The sequence below is a fragment of the Sphingomonas sp. Marseille-Q8236 genome, from assembly GCF_965112005.1.
Window position 1 is genome coordinate 587068 of record NZ_CBCOPO010000001.1, and the last position, 15952, is coordinate 603019.

At 67.6% G+C, this 15952-nt stretch carries 17 protein-coding genes; 7 read left to right on the forward strand and 10 right to left on the reverse strand.

The window, feature by feature from the left end:
* Positions 1-36: 36 nt before the first annotated feature.
* Both ACWPWT_RS02690 and ACWPWT_RS02695 read left to right on the forward strand, forming a co-directional pair.
* Positions 37-1557, forward strand: coding sequence for a DUF1800 domain-containing protein (locus tag ACWPWT_RS02690; protein ID WP_454278451.1), 1521 nt, complete (start codon positions 37-39; stop codon positions 1555-1557).
* Positions 1558-1566: 9 nt separating this feature from the next.
* Complete coding sequence (locus ACWPWT_RS02695; RefSeq protein WP_454278452.1) at positions 1567-2778, forward strand: DUF1501 domain-containing protein; 1212 nt, start codon at positions 1567-1569, stop codon at positions 2776-2778.
* On the opposite strand, the gene ACWPWT_RS02700 is transcribed toward ACWPWT_RS02695, so the two are convergent.
* From ACWPWT_RS02700 to ACWPWT_RS02710, 3 genes are all read right to left on the reverse strand, one after another.
* Positions 2716-3207 carry an Rrf2 family transcriptional regulator gene (locus tag ACWPWT_RS02700; protein WP_454278453.1) on the reverse strand — a complete coding sequence of 164 codons (492 nt, stop codon included), beginning with the start codon at positions 3205-3207 and terminating at the stop codon, positions 2716-2718. The two genes, ACWPWT_RS02695 and ACWPWT_RS02700, sit on opposite strands and share 63 nt — an antisense overlap.
* 276 nt (positions 3208-3483) lie before the next feature.
* Positions 3484-4278, reverse strand: a complete 795-nt coding sequence (locus ACWPWT_RS02705; protein ID WP_454278454.1) for a glutaminyl-peptide cyclotransferase — start codon at positions 4276-4278, stop codon at positions 3484-3486.
* Positions 4275-4838 carry a helix-turn-helix domain-containing protein gene (locus ACWPWT_RS02710; RefSeq protein ID WP_454278455.1) on the reverse strand — a complete coding sequence of 188 codons (564 nt, stop codon included), beginning with the start codon at positions 4836-4838 and terminating at the stop codon, positions 4275-4277. Before ACWPWT_RS02710 ends, ACWPWT_RS02705 begins: the two co-directional genes overlap by 4 nt.
* Before the next feature lie 106 nt (positions 4839-4944).
* On the opposite strand from ACWPWT_RS02710, the gene dapF reads away from it, so the two are divergent.
* Positions 4945-5880, forward strand: a complete 936-nt coding sequence (gene dapF / locus ACWPWT_RS02715; protein WP_454278456.1) for a diaminopimelate epimerase — start codon at positions 4945-4947, stop codon at positions 5878-5880.
* A 164-nt stretch (positions 5881-6044) separates the two neighbouring features.
* Positions 6045-6869 (forward strand): oxygenase MpaB family protein, encoded by an 825-nt coding sequence (locus ACWPWT_RS02720; protein ID WP_454278457.1) that lies wholly within the window; start codon positions 6045-6047, stop codon positions 6867-6869.
* Between the two features lies 1 nt (position 6870).
* Here ACWPWT_RS02720 and ACWPWT_RS02725 read toward each other — a convergent pair whose 3' ends face one another.
* The 6 genes from ACWPWT_RS02725 to ACWPWT_RS02750 all read right to left on the reverse strand — a co-directional run bounded on the left by ACWPWT_RS02725 (position 6871) and on the right by ACWPWT_RS02750 (position 11549).
* Entirely contained in the window at positions 6871-7791 is a 921-nt protein-coding gene (locus ACWPWT_RS02725; RefSeq protein ID WP_454278458.1) for a winged helix DNA-binding protein, read from the reverse strand.
* Positions 7792-7934: 143 nt separating this feature from the next.
* Positions 7935-9422, reverse strand: a complete 1488-nt coding sequence (locus ACWPWT_RS02730) for an NAD(P)(+) transhydrogenase (Re/Si-specific) subunit beta (protein WP_454279875.1) — start codon at positions 9420-9422, stop codon at positions 7935-7937.
* Positions 9423-9478: 56 nt separating this feature from the next.
* Positions 9479-9778 (reverse strand): proton-translocating transhydrogenase family protein, encoded by a 300-nt coding sequence (locus ACWPWT_RS02735; RefSeq protein WP_454278459.1) that lies wholly within the window; start codon positions 9776-9778, stop codon positions 9479-9481.
* 1 nt (position 9779) lies between these two features.
* The gene (locus tag ACWPWT_RS02740; protein WP_454278460.1) at positions 9780-10130 is read right to left on the reverse strand and encodes an endonuclease domain-containing protein; all 351 of its coding nucleotides are present in this window, start codon (positions 10128-10130) and stop codon (positions 9780-9782) included.
* A gap of 104 nt (positions 10131-10234) precedes the next feature.
* Entirely contained in the window at positions 10235-11362 is a 1128-nt protein-coding gene (locus ACWPWT_RS02745; RefSeq protein WP_454278461.1) for an NAD(P) transhydrogenase subunit alpha, read from the reverse strand.
* A 4-nt stretch (positions 11363-11366) separates the two neighbouring features.
* Complete coding sequence (locus tag ACWPWT_RS02750; protein WP_261270281.1) at positions 11367-11549, reverse strand: aa3-type cytochrome c oxidase subunit IV; 183 nt, start codon at positions 11547-11549, stop codon at positions 11367-11369.
* Positions 11550-11749: 200 nt separating this feature from the next.
* Here ACWPWT_RS02750 and ACWPWT_RS02755 point away from each other — a divergent pair, with 200 nt between their 5' ends.
* Positions 11750-13171 carry a sigma-54-dependent transcriptional regulator gene (locus ACWPWT_RS02755; RefSeq protein WP_454278462.1) on the forward strand — a complete coding sequence of 474 codons (1422 nt, stop codon included), beginning with the start codon at positions 11750-11752 and terminating at the stop codon, positions 13169-13171.
* A 19-nt stretch (positions 13172-13190) separates the two neighbouring features.
* Here ACWPWT_RS02755 and ACWPWT_RS02760 read toward each other — a convergent pair whose 3' ends face one another.
* On the reverse strand, positions 13191-14075 hold the full coding sequence (locus tag ACWPWT_RS02760) for a bestrophin family protein (protein ID WP_261270279.1): 885 nt from the start codon (positions 14073-14075) through the stop codon (positions 13191-13193).
* A gap of 310 nt (positions 14076-14385) precedes the next feature.
* On the opposite strand from ACWPWT_RS02760, the gene thiD reads away from it, so the two are divergent.
* The gene (gene thiD, locus ACWPWT_RS02765) at positions 14386-15213 is read left to right on the forward strand and encodes a bifunctional hydroxymethylpyrimidine kinase/phosphomethylpyrimidine kinase (protein WP_454278463.1); all 828 of its coding nucleotides are present in this window, start codon (positions 14386-14388) and stop codon (positions 15211-15213) included.
* Positions 15214-15338: 125 nt separating this feature from the next.
* Positions 15339-15935: a ribonuclease HII gene (locus tag ACWPWT_RS02770; protein ID WP_454278464.1), complete on the forward strand. Its 597-nt coding sequence runs from the start codon at positions 15339-15341 to the stop codon at positions 15933-15935.
* The last annotated feature ends 17 nt before the right edge of the window (positions 15936-15952 follow it).

Consider the following 15952-nt stretch of genomic DNA (forward strand, 5'->3'; position numbering starts at 1 on the left):
GATCCGTTGGCGGCCGGCGGGAACGGAGGGCGAGCTATGGCGCGGATCGCTTCCTGGACGATCGTGGCTCCAGCGCTGCTGACGGCGATGCCGGTTCATGCCGCCGATCCCGCGCGTGACGCCGCCTGGGCGGATCGGCTCGGCTGGGGGCCTTCTGCCGCGCCGTCGAGCGGCCCCGCCCCCGGTAGCGATGCGTGGCTGCGGCATCAGCTGGACGATCGGCCAGACCCCCTGCCCCCCATGGTCCAGGCCCGGATCGACGCGATGCGCATCACCCGCGAGCCGGTCGCCGCTCTGGTCGTCGAGACCGATGCGATGCAGCGCGATTTCAAGGCGATCGCCGACCCCGAGCGAAAGAAGCTCGCCCGCCAGGCCTATCAACAAGCGATGAACGATCTGGCGGACGAGGCGCGGGAGCGCTTCATCCTGCGCGCGCTATATTCCCCCGACCAGTTGCGCGAACGGATGACCTGGTTCTGGTTCAACCATTTCAACGTGCAGGCGAGCAAGCGCGACATTCGCGCGATGGTCGGCGATTATGAGGAGACGATCCGCACCCATGCGCTGGGGCGGTTCCGGGACCTGCTGGAGGCGACACTGCGCCACCCGGCGATGCTCCGCTATCTCGACAATGATCAGAACGCCGCCAAGCGCATCAATGAGAATTACGCGCGCGAGATCATGGAATTGCATTCCATGGGGGTGGGCTCGGGCTATACGCAGGCCGATGTGCAGGAACTGGCGCGCATCCTGACCGGTGTCGGGGTCGACCAGAAACCCGATGCCCCCAGGCTGAAACCCGCGCTGCAGCCGCTTTACGTCCGTGCCGGGCTGTTCGAATTCAATCCCGCGCGCCATGATCTCGGCACCAAGCATTTCCTGGGACACACCATCCAGGGATCGGGCTTTGCCGAGGTCGAACAGGCGCTCGACCTGATCGCCGACAGCCCGGCGACGGCGCATCATGTCTCGCTTCGGATCGCGACCTATTTCATGGGCGACACCCCACCGGCCGCGCTGGTCGACCGGATGGCGGCGACCTTCCGCCAGAGCCATGGCGACATCGCTCAGGTGATGAAGACCATGATCCGCTCGCGCGAATTTTCGGCATCGCTGGGCAGCGGCTTCAAGGAGCCGGTCGGCTATAGCCTGTCGGCGGTGCGGCTGGCCTATGGCGATCGGGACATCACGAACACCAGGCCGATCATCAACTGGATCCGGCAGATGGGCGAAGGGCTGTACGAGCATGAGACGCCCGATGGCTATGACCTGTCCAGCGCCGCATGGTCGGGGCCCGGACAGATGGCGACGCGCTTCGACATAGCGCGCCAGATCGGGGGCGGTGCGGCGCGGCTGTTCCAGTCGCCCGACACGCCGCCCGGCACGGCACCGCCGCCCTCGCCGCCCTCGCCGCCACCGGTGCTAAAGGACTCGCCCGTCATCGCGGCGCGGATGGCCATGCTAGGCAAGCCGACCCAGGAGGCACTGGCCCAGGCCCGCTCCCCGGCCGAGTGGAACGCGCTTTACTTCTCCTCGCCCGAATTCATGCACCGATAGGAGGATGGCATGACGATCCCCCATTTGCATCGCCGCGACCTGTTATGCGGGGCCGCCGCCCTGGCCCCCATGGTCGTGGCGGGCCGCGCCTTCGCCGCGCCGCAGGCGGGAAGCCGCTTGCTGGTCGTCTTCCTGCGCGGCGCCTATGACGCGGTGAACATCGTGGTACCGAGCGGCAGCGACTTCTATCACGAGTCGCGCCCCAGCATCGCGCTGCCCCGACCAAATCCGGCCGATCCCAATGCACCCATTCCGCTCGACGCCGACTGGAGCCTGCACCCGGCGCTGAAGGATTCGATCCTGCCGCTCTGGCAGGCCAGACAGATCGCCTTTGTCCCCTTTGCCGGGACCGACGATATGAGCCGCAGCCATTTCGAGACGCAGGACACGATCGAGCTGGGCCAGCCGGTCGGCGGGCATCGCGATTACGGATCGGGCTTCATGGCGCGGCTGGCGGGCATATTGGGGGCGGGCGAGCGGCCGATCGCCTTTACCGACCAGTTGCCCTTATGCTTTCGCGGGGGCGAGGACCCCATCCCCAATCTCGCGCTCGCCAATGTCGGCAAGCCCATCGACCAGCGCCAGGCCTCGCTGATCCAGAGCATGTATACCGGCCACCCCGACCTCGCCCGGTCGGTCAGCGAAGGCTTCACGGTGCGCGACACGGTCTACAGGACCTTGGACCAGGAGATGAAGGCCGCCAGCCGGGGCGCGGTCTCCGCCAAGGGCTTTGCCTTGTCGGCGCAGCGGATCGGCACGCTGATGCGCGACCGGTTCAACCTGGCCTTTGTCGATGTCGGCGGCTGGGACACCCATGTCAATCAGGGCGGCGCGACCGGCTATCTGGCGGACAGGATCGGGGAGCTGGGACGCGGGCTGGCCGGTTTCGCCCAAGCGATCGGGCCGGAGGCCTGGCGCAGTACCACCGTCGTCGTGGTGTCGGAGTTCGGCCGCACCTTTCGCGAGAATGGCGACCGGGGCACCGACCATGGCCATGGCAGCATCTATTGGGTGATGGGCGGCGGCGTCTCGGGCGGACGCATGGCGGGCGAACAGGTCGCCCTATCCGCCGCGACGCTCAACCAGGATCGCGATCTGCCCGTGCTGACCGACTATCGCGCGCTGATCGGCGGGCTGGTCGGGCGGCAGTTCGGCCTGTCAGCCGGTCGCCTGGCGCCCCTGTTCCCGAACAGCCGGACGACCGACCTGCGACTGATCTGACATCATCGCGGCGCGCGTCCGGATGTCGTCCAATACATCGTCCAGCGTCAGCCCGGCCAGCTTGTCCTCCAGCGCCTCGCGCACGGGGGTCAGCATCGTCTCCAGGCTGGAGGTGATGTGCCGGTCGATCATCCCGTCGCCTTCGGGCGGCTGGCGGTGGAAGGCGAAGAAGTTACGATCCTCGACCGCCTGATACACCTCCAGCAGCCGAATGTCGGACGACGGTTTCGCCAGCATCGCGCCGCCGCGATTGCCCAGCTGCGACCGGGTCAGCCCCGCCGCCGCCAGTCGCAACAGCAGCGCCCGGACCACCGCCGCATTGGAATTGACGCTGACCGCGATGTCCTCGGAGCGCAGCGGCGTGTCGCCATGGTCGGCCATCAGGGCCAGCATGTGAAGCGACACGACAAAACGGGTGCTGGTCGGCAACTATTTACGCTCCTCGCTGCGCGGACCCGAACCGATCACGACGGACGCGATCCCGGTGAATCCCAACGGCCCCCATGAATGGATCATGATGGCTTTGCAATTACTAATCCATGTTATTTCACAACATCTTATTTCGACAACGTTCCATTATCGGAACGTATCCCGTAAATTTCCCACCGACGACGAAATAAGCCCGTGGCATAGGCCCAGGCCCCTTGGGAGCCGTGCAACCGCCTCCGAAAGGTCGGCCTGTTCCAGGCCAACCGCGTCGAGACCTCAGTGCGGTTTCGTCGAGGGCAGGCGGATTTCGAACAATTGGGGCCAGTTCTTGCCCGTCACGAAGATGCGATGCTTTGCCCGGTCATAGGCGATGCCGTTGGGCACCGAATCCCGATCGCTCAGACCCACCCGGTTCACCAGATCGCTCAGATCGACCACCCCCGCCACCATGCCGGTCGCCGGATCGATCCGCACGATATAGGGCGTCATCCAGACATTGGCCCAGATTTGCCCGTCGATATATTCCAGTTCGTTGAGATATTTGAGCGGTCGGCCATTGACCGTCACGTCCAGCGTCCGCGCGACCTTCATCGTCGCGGGGTCGAGGAAGCGGAGCCGGGGCGTGCCGTCGGACAGGATGATGTGATGCCCGTCATCGGTCATCGCCCAGCCTTCACCGTCATAGCGCCACTCGCCGGTGCGCTTCAGCGCGGGTCGGCTCCAGCGAAAGCCGCGCCCACCATGCCAGGTCACGCTGCGCAATTCGGGGCCCCAGGCAACGATCCCCTCGCCGAACAGGCCGTTGGGCACGGTCGCTTGGCGCAATGTCTTGCCACTTGCGAGGTCGACCTGGCGGATGATGCTCTGCCCCTCGCGCCCGGTGCTCTCGTACATCGCGCCGTCCGCGATCAGCAGCCCTTCGGTAAAGGCGGTGGTGTCGTGCGGATAGGCATGGACCAGCTCGGGCTTCTCGACCGGCGGCGGGGCAGGGACCGCAGCCGGGGCCGGAGCCAGTTGCGCCGCGGCGGGCAGCGCCAGCACCAGGATCAGCGGCAGGACGAGCCGGATCACAGCGTGCGCACCAGTCGCGCGACCCGCGCGATCCAGGCGGGCGCGGGCACCGTCACCCCCGCCGTCCCCGGCTCCAGCGGCAACAGATGCAGCGCGTCGGTCAGCACGGCGGATAACCGGGCAAAGACATAGCCACCAGCGGGGCGGGGCACGAGGATGTCGCGATTCATGGCGTCGGCGAACCTATCCGGGCCCAGCGGCTCGCACCAGAGTTCATCGCCCGCCCGATAATCGCCGATCGCCCCCGTGACCGTCACCGCCATCATCCCCGGCGTCGCACAGGGCGGAGAGATCACGCGCGCGCTGCGCGGCGCCACCGCCCCACGCGGGCCGAGCAGCGCGGCGACCGGCAAGGTCTCGCGCACCGCCAGCGTGACCAGATCGGCGGTCGTACAGCCCAGCGCGGCGGCGATCCGGTTGAGCCAGGGCAGGGATACGGTGCGCGTCCCCATCTCCAGCCGCCCGATCGTCTGCGGCGTGGTGGGCGGGCAGCAGGCGCGCGCGACATCGTCCAGCGTCATGCCCTTGGCGCGGCGCACTTCGCGGATCGCGGTGATCATCGCCCTTGTCCCTTCCCATCCATGCGATCGCATCCGTCCTGCCCGGCTGGCGAAGCCGGTCCGGCTGGGCTAAGCGCCTGACCTATTAGCTGTCGGAGTTATCGCCATGCGGTTCGCGATCGTCAAATGCCATGGATCGGGCAATGATTTCCCGATGATCGACGCGCGCGACCTGTCCCTGAGCGAGACGGAGTGGGCGGGCGTGGCGCGGGCGCTGGCCGACCGGGCCGGGCCCGTGGGTGGCGACGGCATCCTCCTGCTGGTGCCGGGCGACGAGGGCGCGGCGTTCGGCATGGTGATGCGCAACAGCGACGGCAGCGAGGCGGAAACCTGTCTCAACGGCGTCCGCTGCGTCGCGCGGGCGGGGTTCGAGGCGCTGGCGATCGACGCGGCCACCGTCAAGCTCAAGACCTCTTATGCCGATGCCCGGCACGACGCCGATCTCGCGCCCGGCGTCTATACCGTTCGCGAAACGGCGGGGCCGGCGGGCCTGTCCACCACCGCCTGGCCGATCCATGGCGCGCCCGAGCGGCTGGTCGATGCGGTCCTGCCGATGCTGGATACCGGGCGACGCTTTACCGCGGTCACCATGCCCAACCCGCATCTCGTCCATTTCGTCGAGACGGTGGACGAGGCGGCGCTGGTCCGGCTGGGCACGATCTGCGAGGCGGCCCCCGACTGGCTGCCCAACCGCGCCAACGTGTCCTTCGTTGAGGTGCGCGGCGATGCGCTGTTCGTCCGCACCTTCGAGCGCGGGGTGGGCCTGACCGACAGTTGCGGCAGCGCGATGGCGGCCTCCACCTATGCGGCCTGCCTGACCGGGCGGATCGGCTGGGACGTACCGACCGTGGTGTTCAATCGCGGCGGCCTGGTCCGCGCCTTTGCGGGGGCGGACGGGATGGTGACGCTGTCGGGCAACGCGACCTATGAATGGGCGGGCTCGGTCGAGGTCGACCTGACGACGGAAACCGCCAGCGATCTGGTGGTCGATCGGCATTTTCCCGACGAGATCGCCGCATGGGAGGCCGCCAAGCGCGGATAACAAGTTCGCTCCGCCTTTGCGCCCGTTCGTACCGAGCGGCGTCGAGGCATAGGAATGGCCCTGCATGGCAGGGGGCGGGCCCTTCCCATTGGGTCGAGCCTAACGGGCGTGCCCTTGGACCGCTTCCCGCGCAACGCATTGGCCGAGCGGAGCGTTGACCGGTCATGCTTCCCGTCCGCCGCCAGATCGCCGACCAGATCCGTGACGTGGTCGGTTCCCGTTCGCTAGACCTGACGCGGCCGCCGGGCGATGACGGATTGTTCGGACCGGGTTCCGCGACATGGGCGGTGCATGGCGACTTCACCGCGATGATGGCGGGCGGGATTGCGTCACTGCTCGTCCAGATGCTGCATCCCGCCGCGCTGGCGGGGGTGTGGGACCATTCCAATTTCCGCCGCGACATGTCCGGGCGGCTTCGGCGCACGGCGGGGTTCATCTCGGTGACCACCTATGGCTCGACCGAGGCGGCGGAAGCGATGATCGCGCGGGTCCGGCAGGTCCATGACCGGGTCAGCGGCACGCTGCCCGATGGCACGCCCTATTCCGCCAACGACCCGCATCTGCTGAGCGTCGTCCACGCCGCCGAGGTCGATGCCTTTCTGCGCGCGCACCGCGCCTATCGCGATTCCGACTTCTCCGACGCGCAGGCCGATCGCTATCTGGCCGAGATGGCGACCATCGCCTATCGGCTGGGCGCGCGTGACGTGCCCGAGGACCGGCATCAACTGGCGCGCTTCCTCGATTCGATCCGTCCCGAACTGCGCGTCGATGCGCGCACCCGGCTGGTCGCGCGCACATTGCTGAACCAGCCCGCGCCCAGTCCGGCGCTGGCCCCGGTCGCGACCTGGCTGACCCAGGCGGGAATCGCCCTGCTGCCCGACTGGGCGGCGCGGCTGCATGGGCTGGACGGCCCCGCCGCGATCCGTCCCGCCATTCGTGCGGGGACAAGGCGGCTGGGCGGAGCGATCCGCTGGGCTCTGGCCGGTTGAGTTACAGCGTCCCCAACCGCCGCGCCGCATCCAGATAGGCGCGCATCCCGTCAAGTGCGCGGGGCGTCAGCACCATGAAGGCGCGGCGGCGGTCGCCCGGATCGGGCTGGCGCGCGAATAGTCCCGCCTCGGTCATCTTGCCGATCCAGCGCAGCGCGGTCGTCGGCGCGACGGCGGCGGCGATACACAGGCTGGACACCGACACCTGCGATCCCTCCAGACTGGCCGCGTAGAGATCGAGCAGCATGTCCCAGGCCGGTTCCTCGAACAGGCCCGCCCCGAAAAAGCCGTCGCGCAGAGGCCGCGCGCGGATCATCCGGCGAACCAGTTCGGCATCGCCGGGATGCACCCGCGCCGGAGCGGCGTGGAAACTCTGATGGCGATCACCGACGCCACCGCGCCGGCTCTGCTCCTCCTCCACCGACAGCCGCGCCAGCGCCTCGGCGATGCGCGCCACTTCGGCGTTCAGCCGCCGGAGCCGTTCCGACTCCCCCTCGCGGAAATGCGAGTGGAGCAGCGAGGGGGCGCTGATGCTCGTTCCCGCAATGGCCAGCGCGGCGACCAGTTCGACCTGGCTGGCGTCGCACAGCATCGCGACGCGCGGGCCGAGCAGCATGGCGGCGACCAGATCGATCTCCGCCGAAGCGAGACTAACCACAATGGGCAGGTCCAGCGCGGTCGCCACCGCGTCGATCCGGGCCAGCGCGATCTCCATCGCGGCGGGCTCCGCGCCATGCGTGTCGACCAGAAGCAGCGGACGGCCCGCCTGGTGTCCGATCTGATCCGCGACCTCCGTCCATGCGATCGTACGCAGCACCCGCCCCCCGGCCTGCTGCACCGCGTCGCTTGCCGCTACGGAAAGCGCAGGTGCGCTGATCACCACGGCTCCGAAGCCGCCGCCGTAAAGCTCTTGTCCGTCCACTCTCTTCCCCCCGCCGCCTCTGGAAAAGGCTCGTCCATCGCCGGATCGCACGGACCGGGCGGGCGTGAAAATAGTTTACGCCGCCCCGTCGATCCAGCGATTGAAATGACGTCCGGGAGTCGACGTCAGTCCGAATCGGGCACTCAGCCGAGTGCCTTGACGATCTCCTCGACCATCTTCTTGGCGTCTGCCAGCAGCATCATCGTGTTGTCACGATAAAATAGCTCGTTGTCGACGCCCGCATAGCCGACGCCGCCCATCGACCGCTTGATGAAGAGCACCGTCTTGGCTTTCTCCACGTCGAGCACGGGCATGCCGTAAATGGGGGAAGAGCGGTCGGTCTTGGCCGCCGGATTGGTCACGTCGTTGGCCCCGATGACGAAGGCGACATCCGTCTGCGCGAACTCGGCGTTGATGTCCTCCAGTTCGAACACCTCGTCATAGGGGACGTTCGCCTCGGCCAGAAGGACGTTCATATGGCCGGGCATCCTCCCTGCGACCGGGTGGATGGCGTATTTGACGCGCACCCCTTCCTTCTTGAGAAGGTCGCCCATCTCGCGCAGGACATGCTGCGCCTGGGCCACCGCCATGCCGTATCCAGGGACGATGACGACCTGTTCGGCCTGGCTCATCAGGAAGGCCGCGTCCTCCGCACTGCCGCGCTTCCAGGGCCGGTCTACGCCCGCGCCGCCAGTGCTCGCCTCGGCATCGCTCGCGCCGAAGCCGCCCGCGATGACGCTGATGAAGCTGCGATTCATTGCGCGGCACATGATGTAGGACAGGATCGCACCCGAGCTGCCCACCAGCGCGCCGGTGATGATCATCGCACTGTTGTGCAATGTAAAGCCCATCGCCGCGGCGGCCCAGCCCGAATAGCTGTTCAGCATCGACACCACGACCGGCATGTCCGCGCCACCGATGGGGATGATCAACAGGAAGCCGATCGCGAAGGACAGGATCGTGATCGTCCAGAAGATCCACGGCGCCTGATCCCGGGTAAACATCGCGACCAGAATGACGATCGCGCCGAGCAGCCCTGCGTTCAGCGCATGGCGGCCGGGCAGCAGGATCGGCTTGCCCCCCATATTACCGTTGAGCTTGAGGAAGGCGATGACCGAACCGGAAAAGGTGATTGCGCCGATCGCCACGCCCAGCACCATCTCCACCCGGCTGACGACATGGATGCTGGCAAAGGGCTGTCCGATCATCGGCACCACCATGTCGGCGATGTCGAAGGCGACCGGATTAAGGAAGGCGGCACAGGCGACCGCGACGGCGGCAAGGCCGACCAGCGAGTGGAAGGCCGCGACCAGCTGCGGCATCGCGGTCATCGCGATGCGGCGGGCGGTGGTGATGCCGATGACCGCGCCGAGGCCGATGGCGGCGAGAATTTCGGCGATGGCGATCCAATCGACGCCTAGATCGTCGAAGTTGCGGCTCCCTTCTGGCAACGCAAAGGGCATATGCGTCACCAACGTCGTGACGACGGCAATCGCCATACCGATCATGCCGAAGCGATTGCCCCGCTGACTGGTCGTCGGACTCGACAGTCCCCGCAGTGCCAGGATGAAGCACACCCCAGCGACCAGATAGGCTAGCGAAACCCAGGGACTGGGGGGGATAGCATCCACCCCGCCGATGGTCCCGGTGGACAGCACAGGCGGCAGCGCGGGTGACACTGGGGCGATCACGAGCGCTTCTCCTTCTTGCGGTACATGGCGAGCATCCGCTGGGTCACCGCAAAGCCGCCAAAGATGTTGGTGCTGGCCAGCACCACCGCGCCCAGCCCCAGCCACTTGGCGACACCGGACCCGGTCGCCCCCGAAGACGCCGCCGCCGCGATGAGCGCACCGACGATGATGACCGAGGAAATGGCGTTGGTCACCGCCATCAACGGCGTGTGCAATGCGGGCGTGACCGACCAGACGACATAATAGCCGACGAAACACGCCAGTACGAAGATCGACAGGATCGCTATGAAGTCCATGCTATTCCTCCCCGGTACGGGGAGGGGGACCACTCGCCGAAGGCGAGTGGTGGAGGGGGACCGCCGCCAGCGAGACGATCGAAGCGGCAACCGCCTCGACGTCGCGCGTGATGTCGGCGGCCCCGACCCGCATGACCCTGTACCCGTTTTCGTTCATAAATCGGTCGCGTGCGAAATCGCGGATTGGGCGTGCCTCAAGACTGTGCACCGCGCCGTCGACTTCGATGATCAACCGAGCGCTCGCGCAGAAGAAATCTGCGACATAGCACCCGACGGAATGCTGCCGGCGAAATCGGACGCCGCCGGGCGAGCCGCGAAGTTGCTGCCAAAGCATGACCTCCGGCAGGGTCATACGCCGTCGCAATTTGCGGGCCAGCGATACTTCAGGACGCAGCCTCTGCCGCACGCCCCCTCCACCGGCTTCGCCGGTCCCCCTCCCCGTTCCGGGGAGGATCGTCACGACCGCAACCTCGGATTCACCACCTGCCCGCCTCGCGTCAGGCGGATCGCGTCGCCGATTTCGGCGTCGAGGACCGGCCTTCCGGCCTCCTTGTCCCAGAACGCGGCCAGGAAATTGTACAGGTTGCGCGCGAACAGCGCCGAGGCGTCCGCCGCCAGGCGGCTGGCCATGTTGCGGTGGCCGATGATCGTGACGCCGTGCCGCTGGACGACCTCGCCCGGCATCGCGCCTTCGACATTGCCCCCGGCCTCGACCGCCAGATCGACGATGACGCTGCCCGGCCGCATCGTCGCGACCTGCGCATCGGTGACGAGGCGCGGCGCCGGGCGGCCGGGGATCAGCGCGGTGGTGATGACGACATCCTGCCTGGCGATATGCCCGGCGACCAGTTCCGCTTGCGCGGCGCGATATTCCTCGCTCGTCTCGCCGGCATAGCCGCCCGCGCCCTCGCCCTCGATCCCCGCCACGCCTTCGACGAAGATCGGCTTGGCGCCCAGCGACTGGATCTGTTCGCGCGTGGCGGAGCGGACGTCGGTGGCCGACACCTGCGCGCCCAGCCGCCGCGCGGTCGCGATCGCCTGAAGCCCGGCCACGCCCACCCCCATGACGAAGATCCGCGCCGCCGGGATCGTGCCCGCCGCCGTCATCATCATCGGAAAGGCCCGGCCATAGGCGCCCGCCGCCTCCAGCACCGCCTTGTACCCGGCCAGGTTGGACTGGGAGGACAGAATGTCCATCGACTGGGCGCGGGTGATGCGCGGCATCCAGTCCATCGCCAGCGCCTCCAGCCCCGCCGCCGCATAGGCCGCCACCGCCTCGCCGCGTCGAAACGGGTCGAACGCCGCGATCACCCAGGCTCCCGGCGCGACCCCGCCCAGCATGCCCGCATCCGGTGCCTGCACCGCCAGCACGATCTCCGCGCCCGCCAGCACATCGCTCCGTTCGCCGAGCGTCGCGCCCGCCTGTTCGTAATCGGCGTCGGGGATCCCTGCGCCTGCCCCCGCCCCACCTTCGACCGCCAACGTCGCGCCCAGCGCGACCAGCTTGCGCACCGTCTCCGGCGTGGCGGCGACCCGGGCTTCGCCCGCAACGGTTTCGCGCAGGACCGCGATGCGCGTGCCCATGGGATCAGGCGATCAGCCAGAGGACGATTGCGACCAAAATGGCGACAACGACCGCACCCCATTTGAGCATCGCGATCATCAGGTCGTACGTGGCGACATGCGCCTTCATTCCGCCGGTGCCGGTGTCATTGGCCGCCATGATCCTCACCTCCGCTATCGGCCTTATGGCGGTCGGTCCCGCCGTCATGACCATCTCCCAAGCTTATTCCTCGGGACAGGGGGATCAACCCCGAAACGTTCATCCCGGGTCCACGAATCCGCGGCCACAACCCGACGCCATCGATGGAAAGACCTCTTTAACCAGACAGTGTCACCACTGTCCCGAATTAAGGCAGATTTTAACAAAGTTGCGCTATAGCGCCGTCAACAGGGTGTATGGGACATAATATGACGCGCAACGGTCAACGTTTGCTGCTGCTGATCGATGACGAACCTGCACAGCGTCGGCTGATCGCCGCGCTGGCGCAGCGCGGCGGATGGCGCACGCTGTTCGCGACCGATGCGGACATGGCGGCTTCGGTGCTAGGGTCCGCGCAGGGGCGTGAGCTCGACGCCGTGCTGATCGACCATTGGGCCCCCGGCGCCGACGCGACCCAGTTGATCGCGGACTGCCACCGTTTGCGCCCTGAACTGCCCATTTTGATGCTGACCGCCAATGAGTCGGTGGCGCAGGCTGTGGCGGCGATACGTGCTGGGGCGACCGACTTCCTGGTCAAGCCCCTGGCCCCCGAACGGCTTCTCGCCGCACTGGAAGCCTGCGTCGCCGGGCAGACCAGCGGCGAGCTTCGCCCGCTGACCGAGAAGATTCCCGCACTCCTCGCCTTTGACGAGATCGTCGGCGACGTACCCGAATTCCGCGCGGCGCTCGCCGTCGCCGCCAAGGCGGCGCGGGCCCGTGTGGCGGTACTGATCGAGGGCGAAGGCGGCGTCGGCAAGGAATCGCTGGCCGAGGCGATCCACGTCGCCTCGCCCCGCGCCGAACGCCCGATGATCCGCGTCAACTGCGCCACGACGGCGGCCAATCTGCTCGACAGCATCATCTTCGGCCATGCGGAAGGCGCCTTTGCCGGGGCCTTCGAACGGCGGATCGGCAAGATGGTCGAGGCCGACGGGTCGACCCTGTTCCTGGACGAAGTATCGGGCATGCCGCCCGAGACCCAGGCGCGATTGCTGGACATGCTGCAGACCGGCACGATCGTTCCGCTGGGCGCCCGCCATGCGCGCGAGGTCGATGTGCGCATCATCGCCGCCACCGACGGCCGCCTGCTGGAGGCGGTGGAGGCGGGACGCTTCCGCGAAGACCTGTATTACAAGCTCAACGTCGTCCATGTCGCGGTCCCCGCGCTGCGCGACCGGGCGGAGGACATACCCGCGCTGACCCGGCATCTGCTGGGCCGCATCGCGCAACAGCCGGGCCTGCGCGCGCTGGACATCACCGAGGATGCGCTGGACTTGCTGAGCCGCTATGACTGGCCGGGCAATGTCCGCCAGTTGCAGAACGCGCTCTTCCGCGCCGCCGTGCTGTGCGAGGGCGACGCGCTGACCCCGGCCGATTTCCCGCAGATCGCGTCGCTGGGCGACCGCCCCTCGGTCGGCAGTTCGAATGCCGGGGCGACGCATAGCGGCGGGATCAACCTGTTCCGCCCCGACGGCAATCTGCGCCCGCTGGAAGATATCGAGGCCGACGTCATCCGCCTGGCGATCAGCCATTATCGCGGGCGGATGACCGAGGTGGCGCGGCGGCTGGGGATCGGGCGTTCGACGCTGTATCGCAAGTTGGGCGAACTGGGCATCGACAACGCCGCCTGATCCCGCATCGGCGACCGACTTACCAGAGCACTCCGTCCACCGGCTTCATCGGCTCTGGCGCGGGGTCGCCGATCGACTGGAGCAGGTCGATCTCGATCGTGCGGCACATCGCGCTCAGCGGCAGGTCGTGGACCGTGTCCGAAAAGGGATCGACCAGGTCGTCACCGATCTGCAGCGCGGCCAGGAACATCAGCCCCGCGATCGACGACCCGACCGGCGTGGCGAAGCCCAGCGTCTCGACCAGCCCGATCGGCAACAACACGCAGAATAGCCGGGTGAAGAAGGCCGGGATGAAGCGATACTGGTTGGGCAGCGGCGTGTTCTTCAGCCGCTCCATGCCGCCCTGCGAATTGGCGATGTCGACCAGCACCGATTCCATCTGCGTCTGCTGAATCGTGTCGATCCAGCCCTTGCGCCGCGCATCGTCGATCCGGCGGCCGGTGCCGTCGAGCAGGCCGTTGGCGGTATTGGTCCGCTGGAGCGCGGGCTCCGCCTCGCCGCGCGACAGGAAGCGCAGGACTTCGCCATCCACCGGCTGCTTGCGCAACTGACAGCGCAGCGCGTTCACATAGGCGATCTGGCGCAGCACGATCGACCGCTTCAGGTCGTGCGCCTCGGGATCGGGCAGGAAGTTACGCGCGCTACGCGCGATATTGCGCGAGGCGTTGATCATCAGGCCCCAGAGTTGCCGTCCCTCCCACCAGCGCTGATAGGCCGAGTTGGTGCGGAACCCCAGGAACAGCGCCAGCGCGGTGCCGAACAGCGTCAGGGGCAGCGAGGGCGCCTTGAACGGCAGGACATAATAGGCGACCGTGACGATCACGTCCCAGATGAACAGCGCCAGCAACGGGCGCCAGACTTCTGCTATGATGATGCGGGTACGGGGTACGGCATCGACGATCAAAACGGGTCTCCCTCATACGGCCAGCCGGCCGGTCTTGGCCCAGCCGCGATTTCAAGGCGCAGAAACGCCTATAATTGGCGGTTGGATGCGCCTCCGAAATAATAGTGCAGCGCAGCGGGAGAACCCCTGCCCCCTTCCGGCAACGAAAGATTACGAAGGTGCCATAAAATCGCCGAGGCCCTGGCCGTGGCTGCGAAATGCCAAGCTATTCCATCGCCGCCCTTTCCCGCGATATTGGGGCGCGCGGCACTGGCCGGGTTGGGCGTCACCGCTTGCCCGCCGGGATCGGGACAGGCATGGCTCATTTGTCATGACCGTGCCTCCCCCGCCCCGCATCCTAATCGTCGCCGGTTCCGATTCCGGGGGTGGCGCGGGGATACAGGCGGACATCAAGACGGTGGCGATGCTGGGCGGTCACCCCATGACCGCGATCACCGCCATCACCGCGCAAAATACGCTGGGCGTACAGGCGGCCCACCCCGTGCCGACCGAGATGGTGATGGCACAGATCGACAGCGTGCTGGCGGACATCGGCGCCGACGCGATCAAGATCGGGATGATCGGATCGGCGCAGACCGCGCATGCGCTGGCCGACCGGCTGGAGACGCTGGACCTGCCCGTCGTGTTCGATCCGGTGATGATCGCGACCAGCGGATCGGTGCTGGCCGATACGGACGTCATCGCCGCCTTTCGCCGGTTCCTGGCGCTGGCCAGCTTGACCACCCCCAACCTGCCCGAACTCGCCGCGCTGGGTGGAGAGGCGATGGTCCGCCGCCAAACACGCGCGCTGCTGGTCAAGGGCGGGCATGGCGAAGGGCCGGTGATCGAGGATCGCCTGGTCGAACCGCAGGGCGAACAACGCTGGCAGCATCCCCGGCTCGACACGCGCTCGACCCATGGCACGGGTTGCACGCTCGCCAGCGCGATCGCCACCGGGCTGGGACAGGGCCTGTCACTGGCGGACTCGGTCGACCGCGCCATCGCTTTCGTTCAAGCCGCGCTCGCCGCCGCGCCAGGGTTGGGCCAGGGGCATGGGCCGATGGGGCATGGGCTGGGCATGGTCCCCTTCTATCACCTGCTCGCCGCGATCAGCCGCGAAGGCTGGGATGCCGCCGCCTTCGCCGCGCGCTGGGGTTAGGCGCCGCCCTCCCCCCTCCTGTCCCCCCCACTTGCGCCGAGGGGGTTGGCATATGACGGCGTATGATCGAACCTCCGCCGCGATGGGCGTTTGCAAATCGCGTCCACCCCGGTAAGGCCCGTCCCATGGTCGATACCGGTTTCCCCATGCCCTTGTGCGGCGTGGATGAGGCGGGGCGCGGGCCGCTGGCGGGGCCGGTGGTCGCCGCCGCCGTCATCCTGCCCGAGCGCGATTGCCCCGGCGGCATCAACGATTCCAAGAAGCTGACCGAAAAGACCCGCGCGCGCCTCTGCGCCGAGATCCGCGCCTGCGCGGTCGTCGGCGTCGGGGTGGTCCATCCCGAGGAGATTGACCGCCTCAACATCTATTGGGCGACGATGAAGGCGATGACGCTGGCCGTCGACGCGGTGGTCGCGACGCTGGGATGCCACCCCGCGCATGTGCTGGTCGACGGCAACCGCCTGCCCAAATGGGGCTATGCCGCGACCGCGATCGTCGGCGGCGATGCCAAGTCGCTGGCGATCGGCGCGGCCTCGATCGTCGCCAAGCATGTCCGTGACGAGATGATGATCGCGGCGGCGGCGGAGTGGCCCGCTTATGGCTGGCATTCCAACAAGGGTTACGGCTCGGCCACCCATCTGGCGGCGCTTCGCGAACACGGGCCCACCCCGCTCCACCGGCGCAGCTTCGCCCCCGTGGCGCAATGCTATCTCGATCTCTGAAATCCCGTCTATCGCAG